The sequence below is a fragment of the Paenarthrobacter sp. YJN-5 genome (assembly GCF_015040095.1).
GTDB lineage: Bacteria > Actinomycetota > Actinomycetes > Actinomycetales > Micrococcaceae > Arthrobacter > Arthrobacter ureafaciens.
The window spans coordinates 1112943-1135614 of the sequence record NZ_CP053544.1 but is presented as its reverse complement, the minus strand read 5'-3'; the positions used below and the strand labels follow the sequence as shown (position 1 = coordinate 1135614).

17 protein-coding genes are annotated in these 22672 nt (G+C 63.3%); 6 read left to right on the top strand and 11 right to left on the bottom strand.

Annotated features, from left to right (window positions below; genetic code table 11):
• Nucleotides 1–6 precede the first annotated feature (6 nt).
• Both HMI59_RS05365 and HMI59_RS05360 read left to right on the top strand, forming a co-directional pair.
• Nucleotides 7–1908, top strand: coding sequence for a glycoside hydrolase family 3 protein (locus HMI59_RS05365; RefSeq protein WP_193593067.1), 1902 nt, complete (start codon nt 7–9; stop codon nt 1906–1908).
• A 27-nt stretch (nt 1909–1935) separates the two neighbouring features.
• A complete protein-coding gene (locus tag HMI59_RS05360; protein ID WP_193593066.1) occupies nt 1936–3567 on the top strand; it encodes a glucoamylase family protein in 1632 nt (543 codons plus the stop codon).
• Between the two features lie 278 nt (nt 3568–3845).
• Here the strand turns inward: HMI59_RS05360 and HMI59_RS05355 are convergent, their stop codons facing one another.
• From HMI59_RS05355 to HMI59_RS05345, 3 genes are all read right to left on the bottom strand, one after another.
• Nucleotides 3846–5930, bottom strand: a complete 2085-nt coding sequence (locus HMI59_RS05355; RefSeq protein WP_193593065.1) for a PhoX family phosphatase — start codon at nt 5928–5930, stop codon at nt 3846–3848.
• A 73-nt stretch (nt 5931–6003) separates the two neighbouring features.
• On the bottom strand, nt 6004–7014 hold the full coding sequence (locus tag HMI59_RS05350) for an o-succinylbenzoate synthase (protein WP_071416202.1): 1011 nt from the start codon (nt 7012–7014) through the stop codon (nt 6004–6006).
• 60 nt (nt 7015–7074) lie between these two features.
• Nucleotides 7075–7680 (bottom strand): hypothetical protein, encoded by a 606-nt coding sequence (locus HMI59_RS05345; RefSeq protein ID WP_156783972.1) that lies wholly within the window; start codon nt 7678–7680, stop codon nt 7075–7077.
• A gap of 102 nt (nt 7681–7782) precedes the next feature.
• Here HMI59_RS05345 and HMI59_RS05340 point away from each other — a divergent pair, with 102 nt between their 5' ends.
• Together HMI59_RS05340 and HMI59_RS05335 are read left to right on the top strand one after the other, a co-directional pair.
• Nucleotides 7783–8400 (top strand): DUF2510 domain-containing protein, encoded by a 618-nt coding sequence (locus HMI59_RS05340; protein ID WP_193593064.1) that lies wholly within the window; start codon nt 7783–7785, stop codon nt 8398–8400.
• Nucleotides 8401–8476: 76 nt separating this feature from the next.
• The gene (locus HMI59_RS05335) at nt 8477–9526 is read left to right on the top strand and encodes a LacI family DNA-binding transcriptional regulator (protein WP_193593063.1); all 1050 of its coding nucleotides are present in this window, start codon (nt 8477–8479) and stop codon (nt 9524–9526) included.
• Between the two features lie 82 nt (nt 9527–9608).
• On the opposite strand, the gene HMI59_RS05330 is transcribed toward HMI59_RS05335, so the two are convergent.
• The 4 genes from HMI59_RS05330 to HMI59_RS05315 are packed head-to-tail and all read right to left on the bottom strand — an operon-like array spanning nt 9609 to nt 14278.
• Nucleotides 9609–11006 carry a glycoside hydrolase family 32 protein gene (locus HMI59_RS05330; RefSeq protein WP_193593062.1) on the bottom strand — a complete coding sequence of 466 codons (1398 nt, stop codon included), beginning with the start codon at nt 11004–11006 and terminating at the stop codon, nt 9609–9611.
• 25 nt (nt 11007–11031) lie between these two features.
• A complete protein-coding gene (locus HMI59_RS05325; RefSeq protein WP_062097669.1) occupies nt 11032–11904 on the bottom strand; it encodes a carbohydrate ABC transporter permease in 873 nt (290 codons plus the stop codon).
• Nucleotides 11905–11912: 8 nt separating this feature from the next.
• Entirely contained in the window at nt 11913–12863 is a 951-nt protein-coding gene (locus HMI59_RS05320; RefSeq protein WP_193593061.1) for a carbohydrate ABC transporter permease, read from the bottom strand.
• Nucleotides 12860–14278, bottom strand: coding sequence for a sugar ABC transporter substrate-binding protein (locus HMI59_RS05315; RefSeq protein WP_062097673.1), 1419 nt, complete (start codon nt 14276–14278; stop codon nt 12860–12862). Before HMI59_RS05315 ends, HMI59_RS05320 begins: the two co-directional genes overlap by 4 nt.
• Before the next feature lie 156 nt (nt 14279–14434).
• Between HMI59_RS05315 and HMI59_RS05310 the strand changes: the two genes are divergently transcribed.
• On the top strand, nt 14435–15346 hold the full coding sequence (locus HMI59_RS05310; protein WP_193593060.1) for a phosphatase PAP2 family protein: 912 nt from the start codon (nt 14435–14437) through the stop codon (nt 15344–15346).
• A gap of 154 nt (nt 15347–15500) precedes the next feature.
• Entirely contained in the window at nt 15501–17045 is a 1545-nt protein-coding gene (locus tag HMI59_RS05305; RefSeq protein ID WP_193593059.1) for a M28 family peptidase, read from the top strand.
• A 60-nt stretch (nt 17046–17105) separates the two neighbouring features.
• Here HMI59_RS05305 and HMI59_RS05300 read toward each other — a convergent pair whose 3' ends face one another.
• The 4 genes from HMI59_RS05300 to HMI59_RS05285 all read right to left on the bottom strand — a co-directional run bounded on the left by HMI59_RS05300 (nt 17106) and on the right by HMI59_RS05285 (nt 22652).
• Nucleotides 17106–18323: an MFS transporter gene (locus HMI59_RS05300; protein ID WP_193593058.1), complete on the bottom strand. Its 1218-nt coding sequence runs from the start codon at nt 18321–18323 to the stop codon at nt 17106–17108.
• Between the two features lie 398 nt (nt 18324–18721).
• Entirely contained in the window at nt 18722–20326 is a 1605-nt protein-coding gene (locus HMI59_RS05295; protein WP_193593057.1) for a cell wall anchor protein, read from the bottom strand.
• A gap of 101 nt (nt 20327–20427) precedes the next feature.
• Nucleotides 20428–21636: a hypothetical protein gene (locus tag HMI59_RS05290; RefSeq protein ID WP_193593056.1), complete on the bottom strand. Its 1209-nt coding sequence runs from the start codon at nt 21634–21636 to the stop codon at nt 20428–20430.
• Nucleotides 21637–21752: 116 nt separating this feature from the next.
• On the bottom strand, nt 21753–22652 hold the full coding sequence (locus HMI59_RS05285) for an MBL fold metallo-hydrolase (protein ID WP_193593055.1): 900 nt from the start codon (nt 22650–22652) through the stop codon (nt 21753–21755).
• Nucleotides 22653–22672: the final 20 nt, after the last annotated feature.

Below are 22672 nucleotides of genomic sequence, written 5' to 3'. Positions count from 1 at the left end.
AGAACCATGCCTTCACAACCGCAAACACGCACGCGCCTTGCACTGTCCTTCGCTGATGACGGAACCGAATACCGGGACCTCAATGGCAACGGGATCATGGATCCCTACGAGGATCATCGTCTCAGCCCCCTGGAACGAACCGAGGACTTGCTATCCCGGCTGAGCCTGGAAGAAAAGGCCGGCGTCATGTTCCACACGGTTATTGAGACCGGGCCTGGGGGTTCCCTGCTTGAGACTCCGGGCAACATCAGCAAGTCGCCCACAAGCACCGTGGTTCTTGGGAAGTTGATGAACCACTTCAATATTCATGGGCTGGGCACGGCACGGGAAGCCGCGCGCTGGAGCAACTCCTTGCAGGAACTTGCCGAGCGAACACCACACGGCATTCCGATCACTATCTCCACCGACCCGCGCCACGCCTTCATCGAAAATTCCGGGGCGTCGTTCACTGCAGCACATTTCTCCCAATGGCCGGAACCCATCGGCCTCTCGGCGATCGGCAGCCTGGAGCAGATCCGCAGGTTTGCCGATATCGCCAGGCAGGAATACACGGCCGTAGGCATTCGGGCCGCGTTGCATCCTACGGTGGATCTGGCCACCGAGCCCCGATGGTGCCGGCAGGCCGGAACCTTCGGACAGGATTCCGAGCTGAGTTCACAGTACGTGGTGGAGTATCTGCAGGGGTTCCAAGGCGATACCTTGGGCCCGGGCAGCGTGGCCTGCACTACCAAACACTTCCCCGGGGGCGGGCCCCAGCGGGACGGCGAGGATGCGCACTTCCCCTACGGGCGCGAACAGGTCTACCCGGGTGGACGGTTCCAGGAGCATCTGGCTCCCTTCCGCCGCGCGATAGCCCACAAGACCAGCGCCATCATGCCGTACTACGGCATGCCGGTGGGGCTGGAACTCGACGGCGAACCGGTGGAGGAAGTGGGGTTTGGCTACAACAAGCAAATGATCACCGGCCTCCTCAGGGGCAAGCTTGGTTACGACGGTGTTGTCCTCAGCGACTGGGAACTGGTCAATGACAACCTGGTGGATGACCAGGTGCTCCCGGCCCGTGCCTGGGGTGTTGAGGATCTCAGCGCGTCCCAAAGAATGCTGAAGATTCTCAATTCGGGCGTGGATCAGTTCGGCGGCGAGGAATGTACCGATCTCCTCATCAACCTGGTGAGGGACGGGCTGGTCGCCGAGGAACGCATCGATGAATCTGTTCGGCGGCTGTTGCTGGTGAAGTTCCAGCTGGGACTCTTCGATAACCCGTTCGTGGATGAAGATGAGGCCGAGCGAATTGTCGGAAATGCGGAATTCCGGCGCGAAGGCCGGATCGCCCAGAGCCGTTCCGTGACAGTGCTCAAAAACGGCCCGTCCAATAGTAGGGCCCGTCTCCCTTTGACTGGCTCACCCTCGCTGTATGTGGAGGGCCTGGACCCGGCCAACGTCACAGGGTTCGGGTCAGTCACCACGAACCCTGACGAAGCCGACGTCGCGGTGGTCCGGCTGATCGCTCCTTGGGAACACCGGGATGACCTCTTCCTGGAGAAGCATTTTCATGCGGGCAGCCTCGACTTTCCGCCGGGCCTTATCGCCCGCCTTCGTTCCTTGGCGGCCCGGGTTCCCCTGATCATCGACGTGTGTTTGGACCGGCCTGCCATCCTGACGCCGCTCACGGAATTCGCGTCAGCCATCGTCGGGACTTTCGGGGTCTCAGATCCGGCACTCCTCGACGCCCTGTTCGGACGTATCCAGCCCCAGGGCCGCTTGCCGTTCGAGCTACCCCGATCCATGGACGCCGTCCGAGCGTCCCGGGCGGACGTCCCTGGCGACACCGCCAATCCCCTGTACCCGTTTGGGCATGGCCTGGACCTGCCTCAGCGAACAAGCCCCGGAAAACAGACCGAAAGCTAAATCCATTACACAGTCAGGATTTTTCTCATGAACCATTTGTCGTCAGGTACGTCCGGAAACACAAGTGCTACGCGTCGCCACGTCCTCGCCGGGGCGGCGGCAGTCGCCGTCGCGGGTTTGGTCTCGGCCACCACGCAAGCCGGCATAGCTGTGGCAGGTACCCGTCCGACGTCGGACGATCCGTTTTCATCCCGCGGCCGTTTCAAGGGTGGAATCGACCGCAAGGTCATCAACCAGTGGGCTCAAGACACGTGGAATTCGTTGGTGGCGATGACTCATCCGGAGACCGGCCTGCCCGCCGACTACATCGGGGAATCAATCAAGGACCCCCAGCGGAGCGGCTTCACATCGCCCACCAACATCGGGGGCTACATGTGGAGCACAATCGTGGCCCGGGAATTGCAGATCATCAGTGCCAAGGAGTGCCGGGACCGCCTGACCCAAACGCTCACCACGTTGTCCGGCCTCAAACACCATGAGCCCAGTGGCATGCTTTACAACTGGTACGACGAAAGTACCGGGGAAGTCATAACGTCGTGGCCGGAAAACGGCCAACCGGTGACGCCGTTCCTCTCGAGCGTGGACAATGGCTGGTTCGCTGCCTCGCTGATGGTGGTTCGCAATGCAGAGCCGAAGGTTGCTGCGCTGGCCAACAGCATCCTGCGTCGGATGGACTTCGGGATCTTCTACAACAAGGACGCACGCCCCGGCGCCGGTGCAGGCCTGCTGCGTGGCGGGTTCTATGATCAAAAGCCCGACGTCGGCACGGTCCAGGGAAACTATTTGGGGAAGGGACCCGATGTCTTCTACACGCTGAACCACTACGACGTCACCAACTCCGAACCCAGGATTGCGACGTACATCGGGATTGCCCTCGGACAGCTTCCCCCGGCCCACTACTTCGCCACCATGCGGGTCTTCCCGGACACTTGCGACTGGTCCTGGCAGGAACAGAAGCCCGTAGGTGAGCATCGTACTTATCACGGAATTGACGTGTTCGAGGGTGCTTACACCTACCGTGGGATGCGCTTGGTGCCGAGCTGGGGCGGCGATATGTTCGAGTCGCTGATGCCTGACTTGTTTGTTCCCGAAGCAGACTGGGCACCGAAAGCATGGGGAATCAACCATCCGCTGACCGTCCGTGCACAGCGGGAATTCGGTTTGGACGACGCCAAATACGGGTACTGGGGATTCTCCCCCGCGAGCCATCCAAACGGCGGATATTCCGAATGGGGTGTGGACGCAATCGGCATGAGCAGCGATGGATACCCTTCCGACGTGGAGAGAACAAGCGTCGACAACGGCTTCGAAGGCTGCCGGCCCGCCACGAACCCAAACCCGTCCTGGGGCGATGGAGTGGTCACGCCGCACGCCGCTTTCCTCGCCATGGAGTACGAGCCCGTTGAGGCGTACCAGAACCTTCAGAAAATACAGCGTGACCTTGGCGCGTACGGCCCCGGTGGGTTCTTCGACGCCGTGGCGGTCAAGTCCGGGACTATCGCCCGGCGTTACCTTTCGCTCGATCAGGCAATGGTGCTGGGTGCCATCGGGAACGTCTTTGGCAACAACGTGATTCGCCGTAATTTCGTACGCGGAGAAGTGGAGAAAGTCATTAAGCCACTCATTGAGGTCGAGGAGTTCGGCGCGGGCGTGCTCTAGGAGGTCCCAAAAACGAAGGCCCGCCCACTTCCGCACACGCGGGAGCGGGCGGGCATTCGTCGTTAAAGGGGGTGATGTGAAAGAGCAACCGGCAAAACCCCGCGGGAAGTGACAGAGGAAACTGTCAAACCCGACGGGAAGTGGAAGAGCAACCGGCAAAACCCGGCGGGACGTGATAGAGGAACCGGCAAAACCCGGCGGGAAGTGATAGAGCAACGGAATTGCCGAACGCTCTGTCACATAACAACGCCGAATCCGGAACGCTCTATCACCCGAGGCTACTTGCGGGACACTTGGACGATCGAGGGTCGCGGGGCGCGGGCCGCGCCGGGTGCCGGGGTGGATCCGGCACCGACGTAGTCCGGGAACAGCGAGTTAGGGGCCGCGAATGTGCCGTCTTCGCCGGGGTGTTGGACGGCTACGAACACTGTCCGCTCGTCGTCGTGGATGATCGGGCCACAGGTCTCGGCGTCGCGAGGGACAGAGAGGAACTGCTCCACCTTTCCACGCTCCGGTCCGTCGAGGGTGACTTTGAACAGGCCGTCGTTGTAGCCAATCGACGATGGGGCACCGTCGGTGGAAATCCAGAGGTTGCCCACGGAGTCGAAGGCCACGTTGTCCGGGCAGGAGATCGGCGACACCTTGTCTGCCGGGAAGCCCGAGAAGTACGTGGACCCGTTCGCTGCGGGATCGCCGGCAACCAACAGGAGGGTCCAATTGAATGCCGTGCCGGTCTGGCCCGGAGCCTCGGTGATCTCGACGATGTGACCGTCGCGGTTCAGTGTGCGGGGATTGACCTCCGTGGCACCTTCCTTGCCGGTCTTTCCGCGGTCCGAGTTGTTGGTGCAGGCAACGTAGACCTTGCCGGTCAACGGGTTCGGTTCCACGTCTTCGCAACGGTCCATCTTGGTGGGGCCTACCTTGTCCGCCGCGAGACGGGTGTACACAAGTACTTCGGCCACGGACATGCCCGGCACAGCTGACTGCCCGTTCACGACCAACGGAAGCCATTCACCGGAACCGTCAAAGGCACCATCGGCGGGAAGTTTGCCGGTGCCGTCGATCTCCGAGGCCGGGGAATCACCGGTGAACCGTGCAACGTACAGGTCACCTTCGGACAACAGGTTCATGTTGTTTTTGCGTGCCTCGGCTGAGTCGCCGGGCTTGTAGAAACCCTTGGACACGAACTTGTAGAGGTAGTCGAAGCGCTCGTCGTCGCCCATGTAGGCCACCACGCGGCCGTCGGGGGCGACGATCACGTTGGCGCCTTCGTGTTTGAAACGGCCCATGGCGGAGTGCTTCTTGGGGGTGGACGACGGATCGAAAGGATCAACTTCCACTATCCAGCCGAAGCGGTTGGACTCGTTGGCGTAGCCGGGGTTCCGGGTATCGAAACGGGGTTCGTCGAGTTCCCACTGACGCGTGGTGGGCTTCGCGGCGAGGCCGTAGCGCTTATCCTCTGCCGAGGATCCCGGCGCTGCGAAGTAACCGTTGAAGTTCTCTTCACCAGACAGGATGGTGCCCCACGGGGTGGTGCCTCCGGAGCAGTTGCCCAGGGTTCCCTTGATCCACCGGCCTGCGGGGTCATCGATGGTGGTGACCAGGTTGGTGCCAGCCGCGGGACCAGTCAGTTCATAGATAGTGTCCGTCAGGAAACGACGGTTGAGGGGTGCGCCCTGGACGTAGTTCCACGGCTTGTTCTTGTTCTTCCGCTCGAGTTCCACAACAGCCAGGCCGTGGGCGGCACGGCCGATAGCACGCGCTTCTGCCGCGTCAAAGCCGACGGGCAGCATGATGTTCTCATTGGTGTACTCGTGGTTGGTGAACAGGACTGCCCGGCGGTCCTTGGAGCCCGGGATCGGGAGGATATCCGTGTAGTCGTTGTTGTAGCCGAACTGGCGGGCCTGGGCGGCGGCGGTCTGGTTGTTGAGATCGAAGGCCGGTGAATCAGCGAACAGCGGATCGCCCCAGCGGATGATCGGCCTCCACTCGAAACCTTCCGGCACGGTAAATGCATCAACCGCGGCGTCCACGGGCTTGATGGGTGCAAACGTGAGTTTGGACTTGCCGAATCCCTTCTTTGCGGCGTCGGAAAGTCCGCTGCCGGAGTCAGCCACGGCGGCGTCGGTCCCCGTTCCGCCAAGTACGACGGCGAGCGCCCCGGCGGCGCCCAGGCCAAGGGCGGCGCGGCGGGACATGGCGGTTGAGGCGATGTCACGGAAGTAACCGTTGGAGCTGGTGTTGCAGACATCGCCAGCACAAGCGTTGTCGCACTTGAGGGCACAGGTGACCGCGCTCCGCTTTCCCTTCGTGTGGCCGAACATGGGCAACAGCGGGAACGTGCGACGGGTTGTTTCAGACATGGGGACCTTCCAGACTTGTACGAGGTTCCCGCTGAGCCTTTCAGCGGAACCCAACGCTGGAAGGACATTCCGGTTAAGGCTTGGTGAACAGATTGCCGGGGGCCGCCTCCAGGACTGCATGGACCCGGCCCAAGCGGTCCAACCACCAATCCCGGCGTTCCCCGGTAGCTGCGTACTGCTCCAGCAGCCCGGGATCGGCGACGGCCTCGCGGAGGCGGATGGCGCCGTCGTCGGCTACCAAGGGGTCCAACGTGATGTCCGAAGCGAACAAGGAAACCGTGCCGAGGCCGCAGGCGTAGGGCAGCGATGGCAGTGCGGCTGCGAGCGCGAGCCCGGCGCGAATTCCCACCGAGGTATCCAAGGCTGAGCTGACGACGGCGGGCAGTCCGGCCTGGGCGACGATGTCCAGGGCGCGTGCGACTCCCCCAAGCGGCGCCACTTTTACCACTATGAGGTCGGCAGCGCCGGCCTTTGCTACACGGAGGGGGTCCTCTTCCTTGCGGACGCTTTCGTCGGCAGCGATGGGCACGGGGATTCCCGTTGCTGCAAGACGGCGACGTACCTCTGCCAAGCCTTCAATGGTGGGGACAGGTTGTTCGGCGTACTCGAGCCCTACAGCCGAGAGCCTGCCCAACGCGTCAACGGCCTGGTCAACATCCCAACCACCGTTCGCGTCCACCCGGATGGAGGCATCGGGCAGTGCTTCACGAACTGCGGTGACCCTGGCGATGTCCTCCTCCACGTCCTGTCCGCGTTCTGCCACCTTGACCTTCACCGCGTCCACGCGTCCGAACCGGGCCAGCACGTCCGGTACCCGGTCAGCGGAAACGGCCGGGACGGTGGCGTTCACCGGAATGGTGTCCCGCAGGGCCGGCGGAAATCCTTGCCAACCGGCTTCCAGGGCGGCAGCGAGCCACCGGGAGGATTCGTCGTCCCCATATTCGGGAAAGGGACAGAATTCGCCCCACCCAAGAGGGCCCTTCAGAAGGAGCGTCTCCCGCTGCATAATGCCGCGGAACTTGACCCGCATGGGCAGCGAAACAACGCGGGCAGATTCCTGTAATTCTTCAAGCGAAGGGAGCATAGTGCCACTGTACCGGCGGGTTTTTGGCGTTGAGGCGGCCAAACCTGGCTATGTGGAGAACTACTCCACCCAGAATTTCCGGACGTCGCCCACCGCCGCAACCAGGCGCTCGTGCGGAAGGTTGAATGAGCTTTCGGGCATCCGGAGCCCATCCCACTTCACCACCACTTTTGTTCCGGCCTCGAGGGGAAGCGGCCAGAGCCAGTATCTGGCCGTGCCGTGGACCTGCTCGTCGTTGCCGCCGGCTCCCCCGCCGCCCAGCACCGACAAGACCGGACCTTCCACCTCGTCCCCCTCGGCCAGCGCGGGACCCGGCCTTGAAGCGAGGGCCTTGCGTCCGTCCCCGTATCCGACTCCCACCATCAGCCCGGATGCCGCGGCTACCGGCGATCCCGGCGGGATGAACGCCTGGTCCATGGTGTCCCGCCATTCACTCCCTGTCTTGCCGCCGCGTCGGGCCGTCCATACGAATTCCAGAACGCAACCTGTTGAGTAGACGTCCGCGGATTTCAGGGCCACCACCATGCGGTCGTCGCCATAGATGAACCCGCCGATGTGCACCACGCCGGGCAGTTCGTCAGACGGCGGTCCTGCCCAGCCCGGGCGTGCCGGAGCGGGCTGATGAGGCCGTTCCGACGGCTCGGAGGCCGGCTCGAAGAAGGTCATGATCCATGCATACACCGACTTGCCGCCAATGTGGAGAACTGCTTGTGAAGCGAGAGGACGCAACCGCGATATCCTCGATTCGACACTCAAAAAGGGGGACTCATGACTCAGGGTTTCAACAGCTCAGCAACTCCTCCGGGTTGGTACCCGGATCCTTCGCAGCCCCAGCAGATGCGCTGGTGGGACGGGGTTCAGTGGACCCAGAATGTGGCTCCGGGATCAGCGCAGTATATGCCTGTCCAGCGCCCGCTGATCAGCAACGAGACCCCGGTTTACAACCCCTTCATCTGGGCCATTGTCTTGTTGCCGCTTGTGGCAATCTTCCTGCTGCTGACGTGGCAGCCCGAGTTCCGGTATTTGAACACCCGGCAAGGGACCACTTTTGACCCCACGTCCATGTACACGCCGGGTTTCTTCCTGATGCAGATCTCAAGCTTCCTGGTGTGGGGCGTGAGTGTCTTCCTGGCCTATCTGGATTACCAGCGCCTCTCCCGCTCCGGGGTGGTGCGGCCTTTCCACTGGGCGTGGTGCTTCCTGAGCGGAACCGTCTATGTCATTGGCCGGTCCGTCATTGTCCGCAAGGTGGCTCAGGGCCGCGGTTTGGCGCCAATCTGGGTCCTCATCGGAACGATAGTGGTCTCCTTCATCGTGGCCGCCATCTGGTTCTCCAACTTCATGACGCAGCTCTACTCGCAGATTGGCTACTCGATCAACGCATAAACACGGGACGGGCGACGTCCACAGCCTCACACGCGTTAGGTAGACTGCTAATCGAGGCAAGAACGGAAGGACCCCGATGAACCGCAAGGCAACCGCACTGGACGTCGCCAAAAGGGCGGGGGTGTCCAGGAGCGCGGTTTCCCTTGTGCTCAACGGCAGGGGCGACGGAAACGTTGCCAAGGAAAGCCAGGAACGCATCCGTTTGGCGGCGCAGGAGCTGAACTACTCCCCCAACGCGATCGCCCTGAGCCTGCGGAACCAGCGTTCGCGGGTGATCGGGATCCTGTCCGATGAAGTGGTGGTCAGCCCCTTCGACGGCAACATCATCGGCGGCGCGGACGACGTCGCCCGCAGCCGCGGTTTTGTCACGGTGGTCATGGACACCGAACGCGATACAGCCCGGGACGCGGGAGCGATCGAAACGCTCCTCGACCGGCAGGTTGACGGCTTGATGTACGTGACCGTGGGCCTGAAACCGCTTGAGGTTCCGCCGGGCATGGAGCGCGTGCCGTCCGTCCTTGCCAATTGCTACGACGCCCATCCCCGCCCCCGTCTCCATCACGTCATCCCGGATGAAGTCACCGGCGGACGCGAGGCCACGGAGCATCTGATTCAGTTCGGCCACCGCGACATCGCTTTCCTCGCCGGTTCCGAGGATTCCCCCGCCTCGCCCCTCCGCATCGAGGGCTACCGGGAGGCCTTCGCCTCCGCGCAGCTCCCGGTCACCGAAACGCGGATAGCGCACGCCGGGTGGGATATTGACGACGGTTACAAGGGGGCGATGCGATTGCTCGACGGCGTGGTCCCGGCTGAGCGGCCCACCGCCATCATGTGCGCGAACGACAGGCTTGCCGTTGGGGTGGTCCTCGCCGCCGCGCGCCTTGGCCTCAGCATCCCGGGAGACCTCTCCGTGATGGGTTACGACGACGAACACCGCATCGCCAACACCATGGTCCCCGCCCTCACCACCATGGCCCTCCCCTTGCGCGAGATTGGCCGCGAGGCGATGACCAGGTTATTGGACGCGATCGAGGACGGTAAAACCACGACGGCGGAGCCCACCGTTGAGACGATGGTCCCCTGCCGCTTGGTCTTGCGTGAGTCCACCGGACCGGCAACGCGCTAGGCGGACCCACAGCGAGGCCCGCAAGGCCGGACACAGCGAGGCCCGCAACGGAAACCGCCGCGGGCCCCTCAACTGACATGGCCTAGCTAGGCAGGGCCAGTTCCCACACATCGGCGGTGGCACCGGAGGGAAGCTCCAGTGTCCATGACTCCCCGGCCAACGGGTACGCCCGGAGTGTGGTTGCCACCGATCCGGAGCGGTACACCTCCACCAGCGAGGCGTCGATGAAGATCCGCAACTCCTCCCCTGCGGCAACCGCTCCGGAGTACACAAGCTGCTCATCCGCACCGGACCCGAGCCGCAAGGAAACCTCCCCTGCGCCGCGCACCAATACCTCCGCGAAAGCCGGAACATCCACCAAGCCCGAAGGGTCAGAAGCCACGGCAGCACCCCGGTACGCCGAAACCTCCGGCACGGGAGCAACAACCAGTGCTCCATCAGCCACAGACAGAAGGCGCGGGTGCGTCAGCACGCCCGACCATCCGGCGTCGTCGATTTCCTCCTGGGTGCGGCCCCGGCGGCCGTCGCGTCCGGGACCTTCGTTGGCCCAGCCCCACATCAAGGCAGAAGCAGAGGCAGCAGCCGAAGACGCATCCGGGGAGCTGTATGCGAGCTGCACGATCTGCGGCGCATAGAAGTCGCGTCCCAGATCGGACTTGCCACCCGTAGCGGCAGTAAACACGGGCAGCCCGGTTTCCGGATCCGGCGAGAGGGAGCCGATCAGGTGCCCCACGCCGTTGGCGTGCTCGTGGTCGTCGCCGGAGAGCCAGAGGGAGAACATCATGACCCACGTTGAACCGCCGCCGGCAACGGGCACCTCCACCAGTTGCGGGCACTCCCAGATCTCTGCCGGTGCGTGCATCGCGGCCACGGGGTCGGATGAGGTCAACCAGATGCCTTTGTACTCCCAGTTCTCCATGTCTTCCACGGAGTAGAGCAGCAATGCCGCCCGCCCGTCGGCCAGGCCTGCGCCTTGGATGGCGTAGCGGGCGCCGTTGAAGCGGAAGATGAAAGGATCCCGCACGGCCGTCACCATGGGGTCCGTGGGCATGGAGGCAGCAACGTGGCCGTCCTGGTTCCAGGAAACAAGGTCGGAAGAGCCGCGGGCGATCACTACCTGCGAGTGGCCGCCGTGATCCTGCACGCCCGAATACGCAGCCGTGGGAACCCCGTCATCCAGCGTGACTACACCGGTCCAGCATCCTGCCGAGTCCGGCCCGCCGGTTTGGGGAACCAGCGCAACGGGGTGTTCTTCCCACTGCACCAGGTCCGCGGAGCTGACGTGTCCCCACTGGATCAGCCGGTGGCGGGCGGAGTCCGGGTTGTACTGGAAGAAGACGTGGTACTTGCCGTCGATGTAGCTGACGCCGTTGGGATCGTTGATCCAGCCTTGTGCCGGACGGGGGTGGAAGCGCGGGAACGCCGGGTCGGGGTGCGTAGCCGCACGGGCGAGGGAGGAAACAAGAGCAAGGTCCGTCATTGGAATGCCTTTCACAAGGTGGAGGTTATTTGCCCGTGCCTGCGGTGAGCCCGTCCTGCAGCGCACGCTGCCCGAACATGAACACCACCAGCGCGGGAATCATGGAGAGGACAACGCCGGCCAGCACCACGGAGATGCTTCCCGTGCCGAGGTTGCCTTGGAGCGAGACCAGGCCGAGCGGGAGCGTGAAGTTTTGCTCGGAGATGGTCATGATGAGCGGCCGGAAGAACTCGTTCCAGTGGAAGTTGAAGGCCAGGATGCCCACGATCGCCAGGCCCGGCATGGCCAGCGGCGCGTACACGGAACGGAACGTCCGCCAGGGCGAGGCGCCGTCGATCGCTGCCGCTTCAGCGAGGTCAGCCGGGAGTCCCATGAAGTATTGCCGCATCAGGAACGTGCCGAACGCCGTCGGGATGGCCGGAAGGATCAGTGCGAGCAGCGTGTCCGACAGGCCTACGCCGCGGATCAGCATGAACACGGGAACGATCGTCACCTGCGCCGGCACCATCATGGTGGCCAGCACAATCGAGAACAGCGCTCCACGTCCCCGGAAGCGAAGGTGCGCGAAGGCGTACCCTGCCAGGGCTGCCGTGATCATTTGCCCGATGGCGATCAGTCCGGTCACCAGCGCACTGTTCAGCACCAGCCCCAGGATGTTCAGCTGCTTGAAAACCTGGCTGTAGGAGGTGAAGTCCGGGTTGAGCGGCAGGAAGGCGGGCGGCAGTTTGAAGGATTCCGACGGCGGCCGCAGCGAGGTGGACAGCGTCCAGAGCACGGGGCCCAGGACAAAAACGGACGCGATCAGGAGGGCGACGATCCGCCAGGCTACGGACCAGTCGCGCTTCTTCCGCAGGACAGGCCGGGCCGTGCTTTCAACACGTTCAGAAATGGTGGTCATGGCTGGCCTTACTGGTAGAAGACGAATCGTTTGCTGAGCCGGAACTGCAGGGCCGTGACGGCCATGATGATCAGGGTGAGGATCACGCCGATCGCCGAGGCCTGGCCGAATTCAAGCCGCTGGAAGGCGGACTCGAAGATCACCATGACGGCTGTCCGGGTGGAGTCGCCGGGTCCGCCCCGGGTGAGCACGTAGGGCTGGTCGAAGACTTGGAGGGCGTTGATGATCGCCATCACGGAAGCCACCAGCGTGGTGGGGCTCAGGAGCGGCAAGGTGACGTACCAGTGCTTGCGCCAACCGGTGGCGCCGTCCAGGGACGCGGCCTCGTAGGTTTCCACCGGAATCGAGGCGAGGCCGCCGATGAACAGCAGGAAAGAGAACCCGAAGTTCTGCCACACGTAGACAAGAATCACGACGGCGGCAGACCCGCCTGGCGTCGTCAGCCACGGAACCGCGGGGATGCCGATGAGCGAAAGCAGCCAGTTCACGACGCCGAACTGCTCGTTGAACAGGTAGCGCATGAAGATGGAGACCGATGCCGCGGACAGGATCAGCGGGAAGAAGAACGCCGAGCGGAAGAAGACCCGGAGCCAGGCCGGGAGCTTTTCCTGGACCATGATCGCCAGGCCCAGCGCCAACCCCAGCTGGAGGGCCACGGCCACCACGACGAACACGATGGTGTTGAGGAAGGACACCCGGACCGTGGGGTCCTGGACAACCTCGGCGAAGTTATCGAAACCCACGAACGTCGGGGCCGAGATGATGTCCCAGCGGAAGAACGCGAGCGCTATGGAGGCCACGATCGGCAGGAGGGTGAACAGGCCCATGCCAACGATGGTCGGGGCAAGGAAGGCCCACGGGAGCCACCGTTGCTGGGCCCGGCTCCGTTTGGAAGCTGGACGGCTTCCGGGAGCCGAGGCCCGGGCATTGCCCGTAGTGGTACGGGTGACAGTGCTCATGGCTGCCTCCTCAAGGCCAGTTCAAGATCGCGTTGCATGGATTCGAGTGCTTGTTTGAGTTGCCGCTCGTCCCCGCTGACTGCCAGGGATACGTTTTTCATGAGGGCGGTCTCGACGGCGGCCTGCTGGGGAGGTGCCGGGATGGGCCCCGTGGTGGGGAACTTGTCCAGGGTGTCGTAGAAGACGTTCCAGTGGCGGGGGCCGGTGCCGGCGTAGAGCTGCTGGTTGGCCATGGACCGGCGGGCCGGGGTGGTGTTGGGCGTCGGGAAAATGATCTGCATGGCTTCGAGGCTGGCGCTGAACTTCACCCACTCCCAGGCGGCGTCCTTGTCCTTGGCGGTCTTCATGATCGCGTAGCCGGCCGTGCCGAACTGGTGCCGCTGGGTCCGCCATTTGGGGAAGAACTGGACGTCGAATCCGTCCTCGGTCATCCCCGCCTCGTGGAGGCCTTGTACCCAATAGCCGCCCGCCGGCGTCGTACCTATGCGGTTGGAGGCGAAGAGTCCGATCAGTGAGCTGCCGCCGCCTTCTTCGGGGCGGACGCCGAGGCCGTCCTTGACCAGTCCGCGGAGGTAGTCGAAGGATTCGAAGACGCGGGGGTCATCGGCGTTGGGTTCGAGCCATTGGTAGCCGCCGGAACGGAGGCTGCGGGAGGGATCGTTGCCGTAGAAGCCGTCCCACAGCCATTCCCCGCCGCCGGACTTTGTTTCCTTGAGGAAGCTGGTGTCGTTGGCGTAGAGCCACGGGACCACTCCGCCGAAGAGCCGGTTGGTCCAGTAGTACGGCGTGAAGTCGGACGGCTTGGCCTTCTTCATCGCCGCGAGGGTGGCGCGGAAGTCCGTGTGGGTCCAGTCCTCGGCGGGGCGTTCCAGCCCGGCCGCGCGAAGGGACGCAGTGTTGTAGTACATGTTGGCTGCGTTCCAGTCGATGGGAAGCTGGAACAGGCTGCCCTTGTACATAAACGCTTCCACCAAGCTCGGGTGGACATCCTCGAAGTATTCCTTCATGTCCGCAGCGTCGCGACGAAGGTAGTCGTCCAAGGGGTGGGCGAGCTTCTCAGCGAAAAGCTGGGCGCCTTCGGTTGCCACGTACACAACGTCCGGCGGGGTGCCTGCGGCCACCATGGTGAGGATCTTGGTGAAGAAGTCCTTCCAGTCCACGGCTTGGATGGCCTGGACTTTGACTTTGATCTCGGGGTGGACCTTGGCGAAAGCGTCAATGACTTTCTGGCGGGCTGCGGCGTCCGCTGCGGTGCCCATGATGGCGATGCTGAGGCTGTTGTCTCCCCGGCCGGGGATGTCTGTTCCCGTGAGTCGCGGCCACGACGCCGCCGTCACTCCGACAATCCCGGCACCGAGGGCTGTGAGGGCTGTCCTGCGTGTGAATTGACGCAAAGCCCCATTGGTTCCCGGCATTCTGAATTTCCCTTCCTAACACGTGTTAGGAACTGTAGACCTGCCACCTAACACGTGTCAAGCGTCACAGGAAAGTTGCCTGAATCTCACCATCGCCTCCGCGGCGTGCGTGCGGCTCACATGAGGCATCCAGCGAATTATGGCAATGTAGGAACAATGAGTTCCCAGCAGTTCCGGGTAGGCGGAAGGTCGAGCAAACGGCCACTCAAGGAGCGTGCAGCAGGCGCGGGCACGGGCTTCTTGTTCTGCCTGCTGACCGTCGCGTGCATGGTCGGCCTGTTTGCCACGTATTACTTCTTTGTCCGCACCACCATGGGGCAGTTCATCGACGAGTCAGCCCTGGTCGAGGCCAAGGAACTGAGCGGTTCGGCGGGCAAGGCTTCCACGGGATTCCTGGACGCGCTGCCGGTCACTTCTCTGGTCATTGCCGCCGTCGTGGTTTTGTTCGTGACAGTCGCCCGGCGACGCTGGACAGCCGCGGGCATCGCCGTCGCGGCCTGCATAGCGGCCAACGTCGCAACCCAGGTGCTGAAGTTCCTGATCCCGGACCGCCCTGACCGTGGCGTCCAGACGCTGGAGCTGAACTCGCTCCCCTCAGGGCACACTACTTTGGCCGCGTCGGCGGCCGCCGCCGTATTCCTCATGGTTTCGCCGCGCTGGCGGCCCCTGGCCGGTTTCCTTGGCAGCACGTTCGCCGTGGCCACCGGCGTCTCGACGCTCATCAACCAGTGGCACCGCCCCGCCGACGTGGTTGCGGCCTTCCTCGTGGTGGGCGCAGTCATGCTCCCCGCCGGGTGGCTCATCCTCCGCAGCGGAAACCAATGGAACCTGTGGCGTGGTTACGGAGAGCACTGGGCGTCCTCCCGGCTGTGGGTGATGCTGACTGTTTTCGCCGTGCTGGCCGCAGGCGCAGTTGCCGCATACTCACTGCTGCAAGTGATGCCCGGGCTGAGTACGGACAGCACCGTGGACTATTTCTGGGCCGGTACCGCGTTTATTGTGCTCGCCGGCTACCTCTCCGCACTGGGCAGCATCTGGCTGTTCGGCATGGCGGCGCGGAAGCGCTAGGTACGACGGCGGGTGGTTGGGTGTCGCTACAGATTCCGCCCCTTGCCTATCCGGCCGAATATAACAAGGCTTCACCGTATTACTTCCGAGTAGTAGATTCTGCGCTACCGCGCCCGGCCACCAGATACCGGGTCCGATCAGGGAGATGCATGAAATGCACACAACGCACCATCTGCTAACCAGGAAAAAGTTCAGGGTCCTCGCTGCCGGAGCGGCAACGTCGGCCCTTCTTTCTGTCGCGCTCACGCCGCCGGCACTGGCTGCCACTGCCACGGACACACAAGCGTTACGCGATGCTGTCTCGGCAGGCGCAATTGTCGATCACCTTGAGCAGCTACAGGCCATCGCGGAAGCCAACGACGGCAACCGCACCGCAGGTTCCTCCGGCCACGAGGCTTCTGCCGAGTACATCGAGTCCCAACTGAGGGCGGCCGGCTATTCCCCGCAACGGCAATACTTTGATTACGTGAAATTCAACCTGACCGGCGAGGCCTTCGAACGCCTGACACCTACGCCCCGCACGTACACGGCAGACGAGTTCGCGGCCATGTCCTACTCGGGTTTCGGAGATGTCAGCGGCACCGTAACGGCAGTAGATATCAACTTGTCCGGTGACCGTGCTTCCACCAGCGGTTGCGAGGCTGCTGACTTCGCAGGCTTTACAGCGGGGAATATCGCCCTCATCCAGCGCGGCACCTGTCCCTTCAATACCAAGGCCGTGAACGCCCAAGCTGCCGGAGCTTCGGCGGTCATCATCTTTAATCAGGGCGACGCCGACGACCGGCTGGACAGGGTTGACGGGACCTTGGGTGCTCCGACTGCGGATAATCCGGAGGTAACCATCCCGACGGTGGGCACGAGCTTTGCCGTTGGTGAGGAACTGGCCGGGCTACCGGGAGCCACCGCACGGGTGATGGTTTCCGGCGACACTCAGCCGATAGAAACCTTCAACGTCCTGGCCGACACCACGGGCCGGACTGACAGAACCGTCCTGGTGGGCGCACACCTGGACTCTGTTGCCGAGGGCCCCGGCATCAATGACAACGGCTCCGGCTCGGCAACCATCCTGGAGACTGCCCTGCAGTTCTCGAAGCTGGGAATCACCCCCGAAAACAGGGTCAGGTTTGCTTGGTGGAGCGGTGAGGAGGACGGCCTGATCGGTTCCGACTACTACGTGGCGCAGCTCAGCAAGGCAGACCTGAAGAACCATGCCTTGAACTTGAACTTCGACATGGTTGCCTCGCCGAACCCCGTCCGCTTTGTTTACGACGGTGACGGCAAGCAGCTCGGTACGGCCGGTCCCAACGGTTCCGCGCAGATCGAAAAGACCTTCCTGGACTACTTCGCCTCGCAAGGGTTGGCTACCGAACCTACGGAGTTTGACGGACGTTCGGACTACTTCGGGTTCATCGAGAACGGCATTCCTGCCGGTGGCCTGTTTACCGGTGCCGAGGAGATAAAGACTGCCGAGCAAGCTGCCGTCTATGGTGGCACGGCCGGTGTTGCCTATGACCCCTGTTATCACCAGGCCTGCGATGACATCGACAACATCAACACAGCTGTTCTGGAGCAAATGGCGGACGCCGTTGCCCACGCTACGTTGACGTTCGCCATGACGCAGTCCGCGGTCAACGGTACGGCCAACGGCAAGGGCGGAAAGCTGAGCATGGAGTTCAAGGGCGGCAAGGCAGTCCGCTAGCCTTCCTACCCGGTCCTGAGCGGCTGCAGGTCTACCGAGAGGTGGATCTGCGGCCGCTCTCTAATAGTTCCTGCGGTGTTTCAACCGGGGTATGGCTATGGCGAAAACGATCGCCGCGGCAAAGCCCAACAAACCGGTCGCCCACACCCCGGCTGCGAGGGATACGGCGGCCGTCAGCCCCGAGAGCAGCACCGGCCCGCCGGTTGCCCCCGCGTCGGCGATGAAGCGCCAGATCCCCAGGAAATGGCTCCGCCCGTTGTCCGGTGAGAAGTCGGCTCCCAAGGTCATGATCAGCCCGGAGCTGATGCCGTTGCCGAAGCCGATCAAGAGTGCCACCAGGAGCAGCGGAACAAACGCACCCGTGAACGGGATCAGGACCAGTGCAGCGCCCATGATCACGGTGGACGGCACGGCCACCCATTGCCGGCCCTTGCGATCCATGAGCTTTCCCGCCGGGTAGAACACCAGCATGTCGATCGCGCCGGACAACCCGAAGATCAGCGAGGCGTGAGTCGCATCCATCCCCAAGTGGTCAGCCCACAGCGGGATAACCACCTGCCGTGATGCCCGCAGTGCGCTGAGCAGCAGTATGCCGAAGCCCACGGACAGGAACACCCCGGCATGGGACGCGGCAACCTGCCGGAGCGTCGACGCCGGCGGTACCGGGCCGCCGTCGGACGTTCCGGGAGCCACGAGGTCCGGGATGGTCAGCGATAACGCTGCGGCCGCCATCATCCCGGCAAAGCCCACCCAGTAGGCTCCGCTGATTCCGGCGAACTGCATGACGGCAGCACCGATGAACGGACCGATGAAGATACCGATCCTGGTGACCCCGCCCAGCGTCGAGAGTGCCCGGGCACGGTACATGACCGGCACGGCCTCGGTGAGGTACTTCTGCCGGGCAAGGTTGAAGACGCTGGAACACATGCCCACCAACGTCATCGCCGCCGCCAGTAACCAGATACCGTGCTCAAACTGGGGTGCAAAAGCAGCTGCTCCCAGCGCCATGGCTCCTGCCACACCTGCTCCGACAATGGCCCAGCGTTCACCGAACTTGATGGTGATAATCGAGGCCGGAATGTTGAAGAGCCACGATCCCAGACCGATCAGCGTGACGATCAGCGCCGAGACTGCGACGGATGCACCAAGATCCCGCGCCGACAGCGCGATCACCGGCAGCACCGCGCCTTCACCGATACAGAACAGCAACGCCGGCCCGAAGGCCGGGAGGGCAACGCTGCGAAGGCTGAAGTTTTGGTCTGCTCGGGTGCTTGTCATCCCCTTCATCCTAGGACCGCCCCTCAACGGTTTGGCTTCCGCCATGGACAAAGTGGTTGGAGCATACTTAAAGACATTGACCGGCAATGCACCTTGGTGAGGAGGATAAACGCGACATGTCAGTAACACGCGGGCGCTCTGGTAGCGCGAAGAGCAAAACCCATGCGGCCAACCAAGCCTTCACCTTGGGCAGCTCGGTCAAAGTCCCGTTCGGAAAGCGCACTTTCTATGCGAAAGTCATTGAGTGTCACAAGGACCGGGTAACGGTAGAGATCAGTATCGAAGGGGCAAGTGACCCTCTAATAACCTCCTACAGGTCGGATGAAGTCACGACCTAGCAGCGCGGTTGTTGCGGTCCCGGAGACCGGGACCGCAACAACTATCCCTCTAGCCGCGTGTTAGCGACGGAGCGCTACGGTCTTCATGCGGCCCGCCACAGTGAGCACCAGGCCGAGCAAAGCCAGTCCAACGGCCCAGAGGATGAAGCTCTGGTTCAGCCCCGTGGCTGCCAGTCCGGCGGAACTTACGACGGCGGCAGTTGACCCTGCGCCCATCGCACCCTTGGTGCTGGCAGAGGCTACGGTCACGGTGCCCACCATAGTGTTGTTGAAACCGGCTGTAGCGCCTGAGATACCGGTGTCGGACCCGGGGGTGGTGATCACAGTGTCGACTCCACCGGTACTGCCTCCTCCGGTTGAGGGGCCTTCAGTGCCGGGAACACCGGTGCTGGGACCGCCGGTGGTCGGCGGAGTATCAACAGGCGGGTTCACAACAGGCGGTTCGACGACCGGGGGATTCACAACCGGCGGCGTTACCGTGCCAGCGGATTCCCCACCAATGCCTACCGAAGTCGATCCAAGGGTCACCGGGGCGGTGATCGGAACGATGACCTGCGTTCCCGAGAGGAGCCCGTTGTCCCCGGACGTTGTCCCGTTCGTGCCCGGTGCTGCAGGTGCGGAACCTGCCGACGTACCGCCGGAAGTAACCGCCGAATCACCCAGAACACCAGCCGAAACCGAACCAACAGTCACCGGCGCCGTGATCGGCGCAACCACCTGGGTTCCGGAAGCAACACCATCAGAACCACTCGTCGTCGCACCCGACGCCGCAGGAGCCGAACCCGCAGGAGCTGCCGACGTACCGCCGGTAGTAGCGGCCGAGTCACCCAGCACACCGGCCGAAACCGAACCAACAGTCACCGGAGCCGTGATCGGAGCCACCACCTGGGTTCCGGAAGCAACACCATCAGAACCACTCGTCGTCGCACCCGGCGCCGCAGGAGCCGAACCGGCCGGAGCCGCCGACGTGCCGCCGGTAGTAGCGGAAGAGTCACCGCCCACACCCACGGCAGTGGCCCCGACATTAACAGGGACCGATATCGGAGCCACTACCTGAGCGCCGGACGCGATGCTGCCATCCCCCGACGTCGTTGCCTGCGCTGGCGCTTGGGCCGGCGCAGCCGTTGTTGCAGCGGGTGTTGTAGACGCCGATGAGTCCCCCAACAGACCCGCCGATGTTGAACCGACAGTCACGGGGACCGTCACCGGAGCAACTATCTGCGTGCCGGAGGCAATGCCATCCGACCCGCTGGTGCTCGCTGCCGGCCCTGTTGGAGCCGGAGCGGCAGTTGTAGCTGGGCCCGTCGCAGTGGAGCCCCCCAGCAGACCCACTGAAGACGGGCCCAGGTTTATGGGCGCCGTAACCGGAGCGACAATCTGTGTCCCCGAGGCCACTGACGACGAACCGTCGGTGGTGGGGCTTGTCGATGCGCCTTGTGCCGGAGCGGCAGCCGGAGCAGTCGACGTCGCGGACGAGTCTCCCAAAAGGCCCAAAGCGGTTGATCCCACATTGATGGGGGCCGTTACCGGAGCCACCACTTGTGTTCCGGAAAGGACTCCGTCCTGGCCGCTCGTATCGGCGGCATTTGCAGCTGTAGCACCGACGGCGATCAGGCCCCCGGCAAAGCATGTGCCAATGAGGCACCTGCGGAATGTTGCATTCATTGTGATCTTCTCCTGAAGGTCTTTGTTCCCAGAGACCGCCCGATTGCCGGATGGTCCGATGTCCCGTCTGCCGTGCTCGCAGCAGCGGCGCGGTTGAGGAACTAGTCAGGAGATGAGCCGGGATCAAAAGACACCGGCTTGGGATGCTGCTGGTCGCCTGCGGATGCGAGGCCGGAGATAAGGCTCGCAGGGATGATGAGGCCACCCGCGAGGACCGCTGCAGCCTGGTTCGGAGGGCCGTTGGAGGAAGTTCCCGAGCCGGCTGTGGCACCGGAAACAGGGGTACTCTCGGGGCCGGTCGGAAGGTCACCAGGGACACCATCGCCGACGGCGGCAGGTACGGATGCGCTCGTCCCGCCGGACATGGCTGACTGGTTCCAAGAGGAGGTCAGCGGGAACCGCTGAAGACCCGGAACAGCTGAGCCTCCGGCAAGGAACGAGGTGTCGCTTGGCCCGGCATCGCCCGTCTCCGGGGCTACCGGACTTGCCGTTTCAGCGCCGGAAGGAAGCACGACGGCGGGTGGTGCCGATGCGATTCGCTCAGGACCCGCCGGGGTCAATGGAAGCGTGGAACCGCCTGTCCCGGGGAGAGGAGGAAGCGCTGGGCCTTGTCCCGTCACTGGAGGAATGACTCCGTCAGCGGGCGGAATCACGCCCTCAACCGGCGGAACCACGGTGTCCACGACGTCCACGATCGGCTGCACAACGGGCGAAGCTACGTCCGTAACCGGTGCCAAGCCTATGGGTTCCACGACGTCGTTGACCGTCGGTACCAGTTCTCCGACGGCGTCATCCACCGTTCCCGTCACGGGCGTAACTGTTGAATCCACTACTGTGCCGAGGGTGCCCGGCGAAACAACTTCGTTGACCACCGGCAGGGTGCTCACGACGTTGTCCGTTGAGGCAACCACCTGCTCAACCACGGGTGTCACAGCGGGAACGGGCACAGCGACCCGGGTGGGTACCGCGGGCTTGATGGCCGCCGGCAAAGGAAGGTCGGGTACCGGAACGCTGACTGTTGGAGCCGCCGACTTCGGCGACACAACGCCGCTGACGGCTGCTCCGCTGCTCTTTACCGCACCTGTTGTCGCGGACAGCGTTTTGTCCAGCTGCGCGGAGACACTGCCTCCGGCAGACGACACGGTGGAGGTCACTGAGGATTTCAGTTCGCCCAGGAGTGAGCCGGAGTTGCCTGTATCGGCACTGGCTGCGCTGGTGGATAGTGCCACCCAAGCGGCAGCGCCGGCTCCTGCGATCATGACGGAGCGGAGAATCCGAGCAGCACGCGGGAACGCGTGTATGGCCTTCATCTCGACACCCCCCAGGTAGTCGCAAACCGATGGTCGACTTCATCCTAGGACCGGCTCAGCCTGCTAGTCCATGGTTTTTGGGGGTTTAAGGCGAAGTTTTTGTAAGTAACCTTTGCTTACGACGGGTAGAAGCCCGTTTTCTCCGACCCGAAATCTGCAGCCGCAAGTGAGCCACCGGCTGCGCGCCCCTCCGCTTGGGTTTCCTGAAGCCGCTTGATGAACCAGCGTGATTGTTCCGGCCCATAGGGCAGCACGGGGATTGCCTTGGTGGCGTCGGCGGGCATATCCCGGATGGATTGCGTCGCCTGCCGGACAGCGGTGCTCATGGTGTTGGCCATGGTCTTGACGAACTCGTCGCTCGCGGGCTTTCCGTGGCCGGGGACCAAATGCTCATAACGGTGGCGCAGCGCTGAAATGTGCCGCAGCACATCCGCCCATTCCTCGGGGTAGGAATCCTCGAAGGACGGGTGTGCTCCCTGCTCCACCAAGTCACCGACGAACAGGGTCGAGTTGGTGCCCACCAAGAGATCGCCATCGGTGTGCGCCCGGCCGAGGTAGAACAGGGTGGCGGTGATTCCGCCCAGGTCCACCAGAACAGGCTGGTCGCGGACAATCGCGTTGGGGACAACGATCTCGACGGCGTCGCCCTCCCCCGCAGCCATCTCCGGCTCGTTGGTGACGACGAAACGCCGCTGAAGGTCGCCGTCCTTTTCGATGGTTGCCGCACAGTTGGCGTGCGCCCAGAACTCTGTGACGCCGTCGTCCGCGAAAACTGCGTTACCAAAGAAGTGGTCATAGTGTGCGTGGGTGTTCACCACAACCAGCGGAAGCTGGGTCTTTTCACGAACTGCTGCGAGGATCTCGCGCCCTTGGCGTGGCCCGCAACCCGTGTCGATCACCATGGCGAGCTCGGAGCCCACCACTAGTCCGGTATTGAGTAAGGACCCCTCGGTTTCCAAGACGTAGTGGTCCGGTCCGAGTTCTAGCCAAGCTGACAATGAGTTCTCCGTATCCATGCAAATCCGGCGATGTTCAG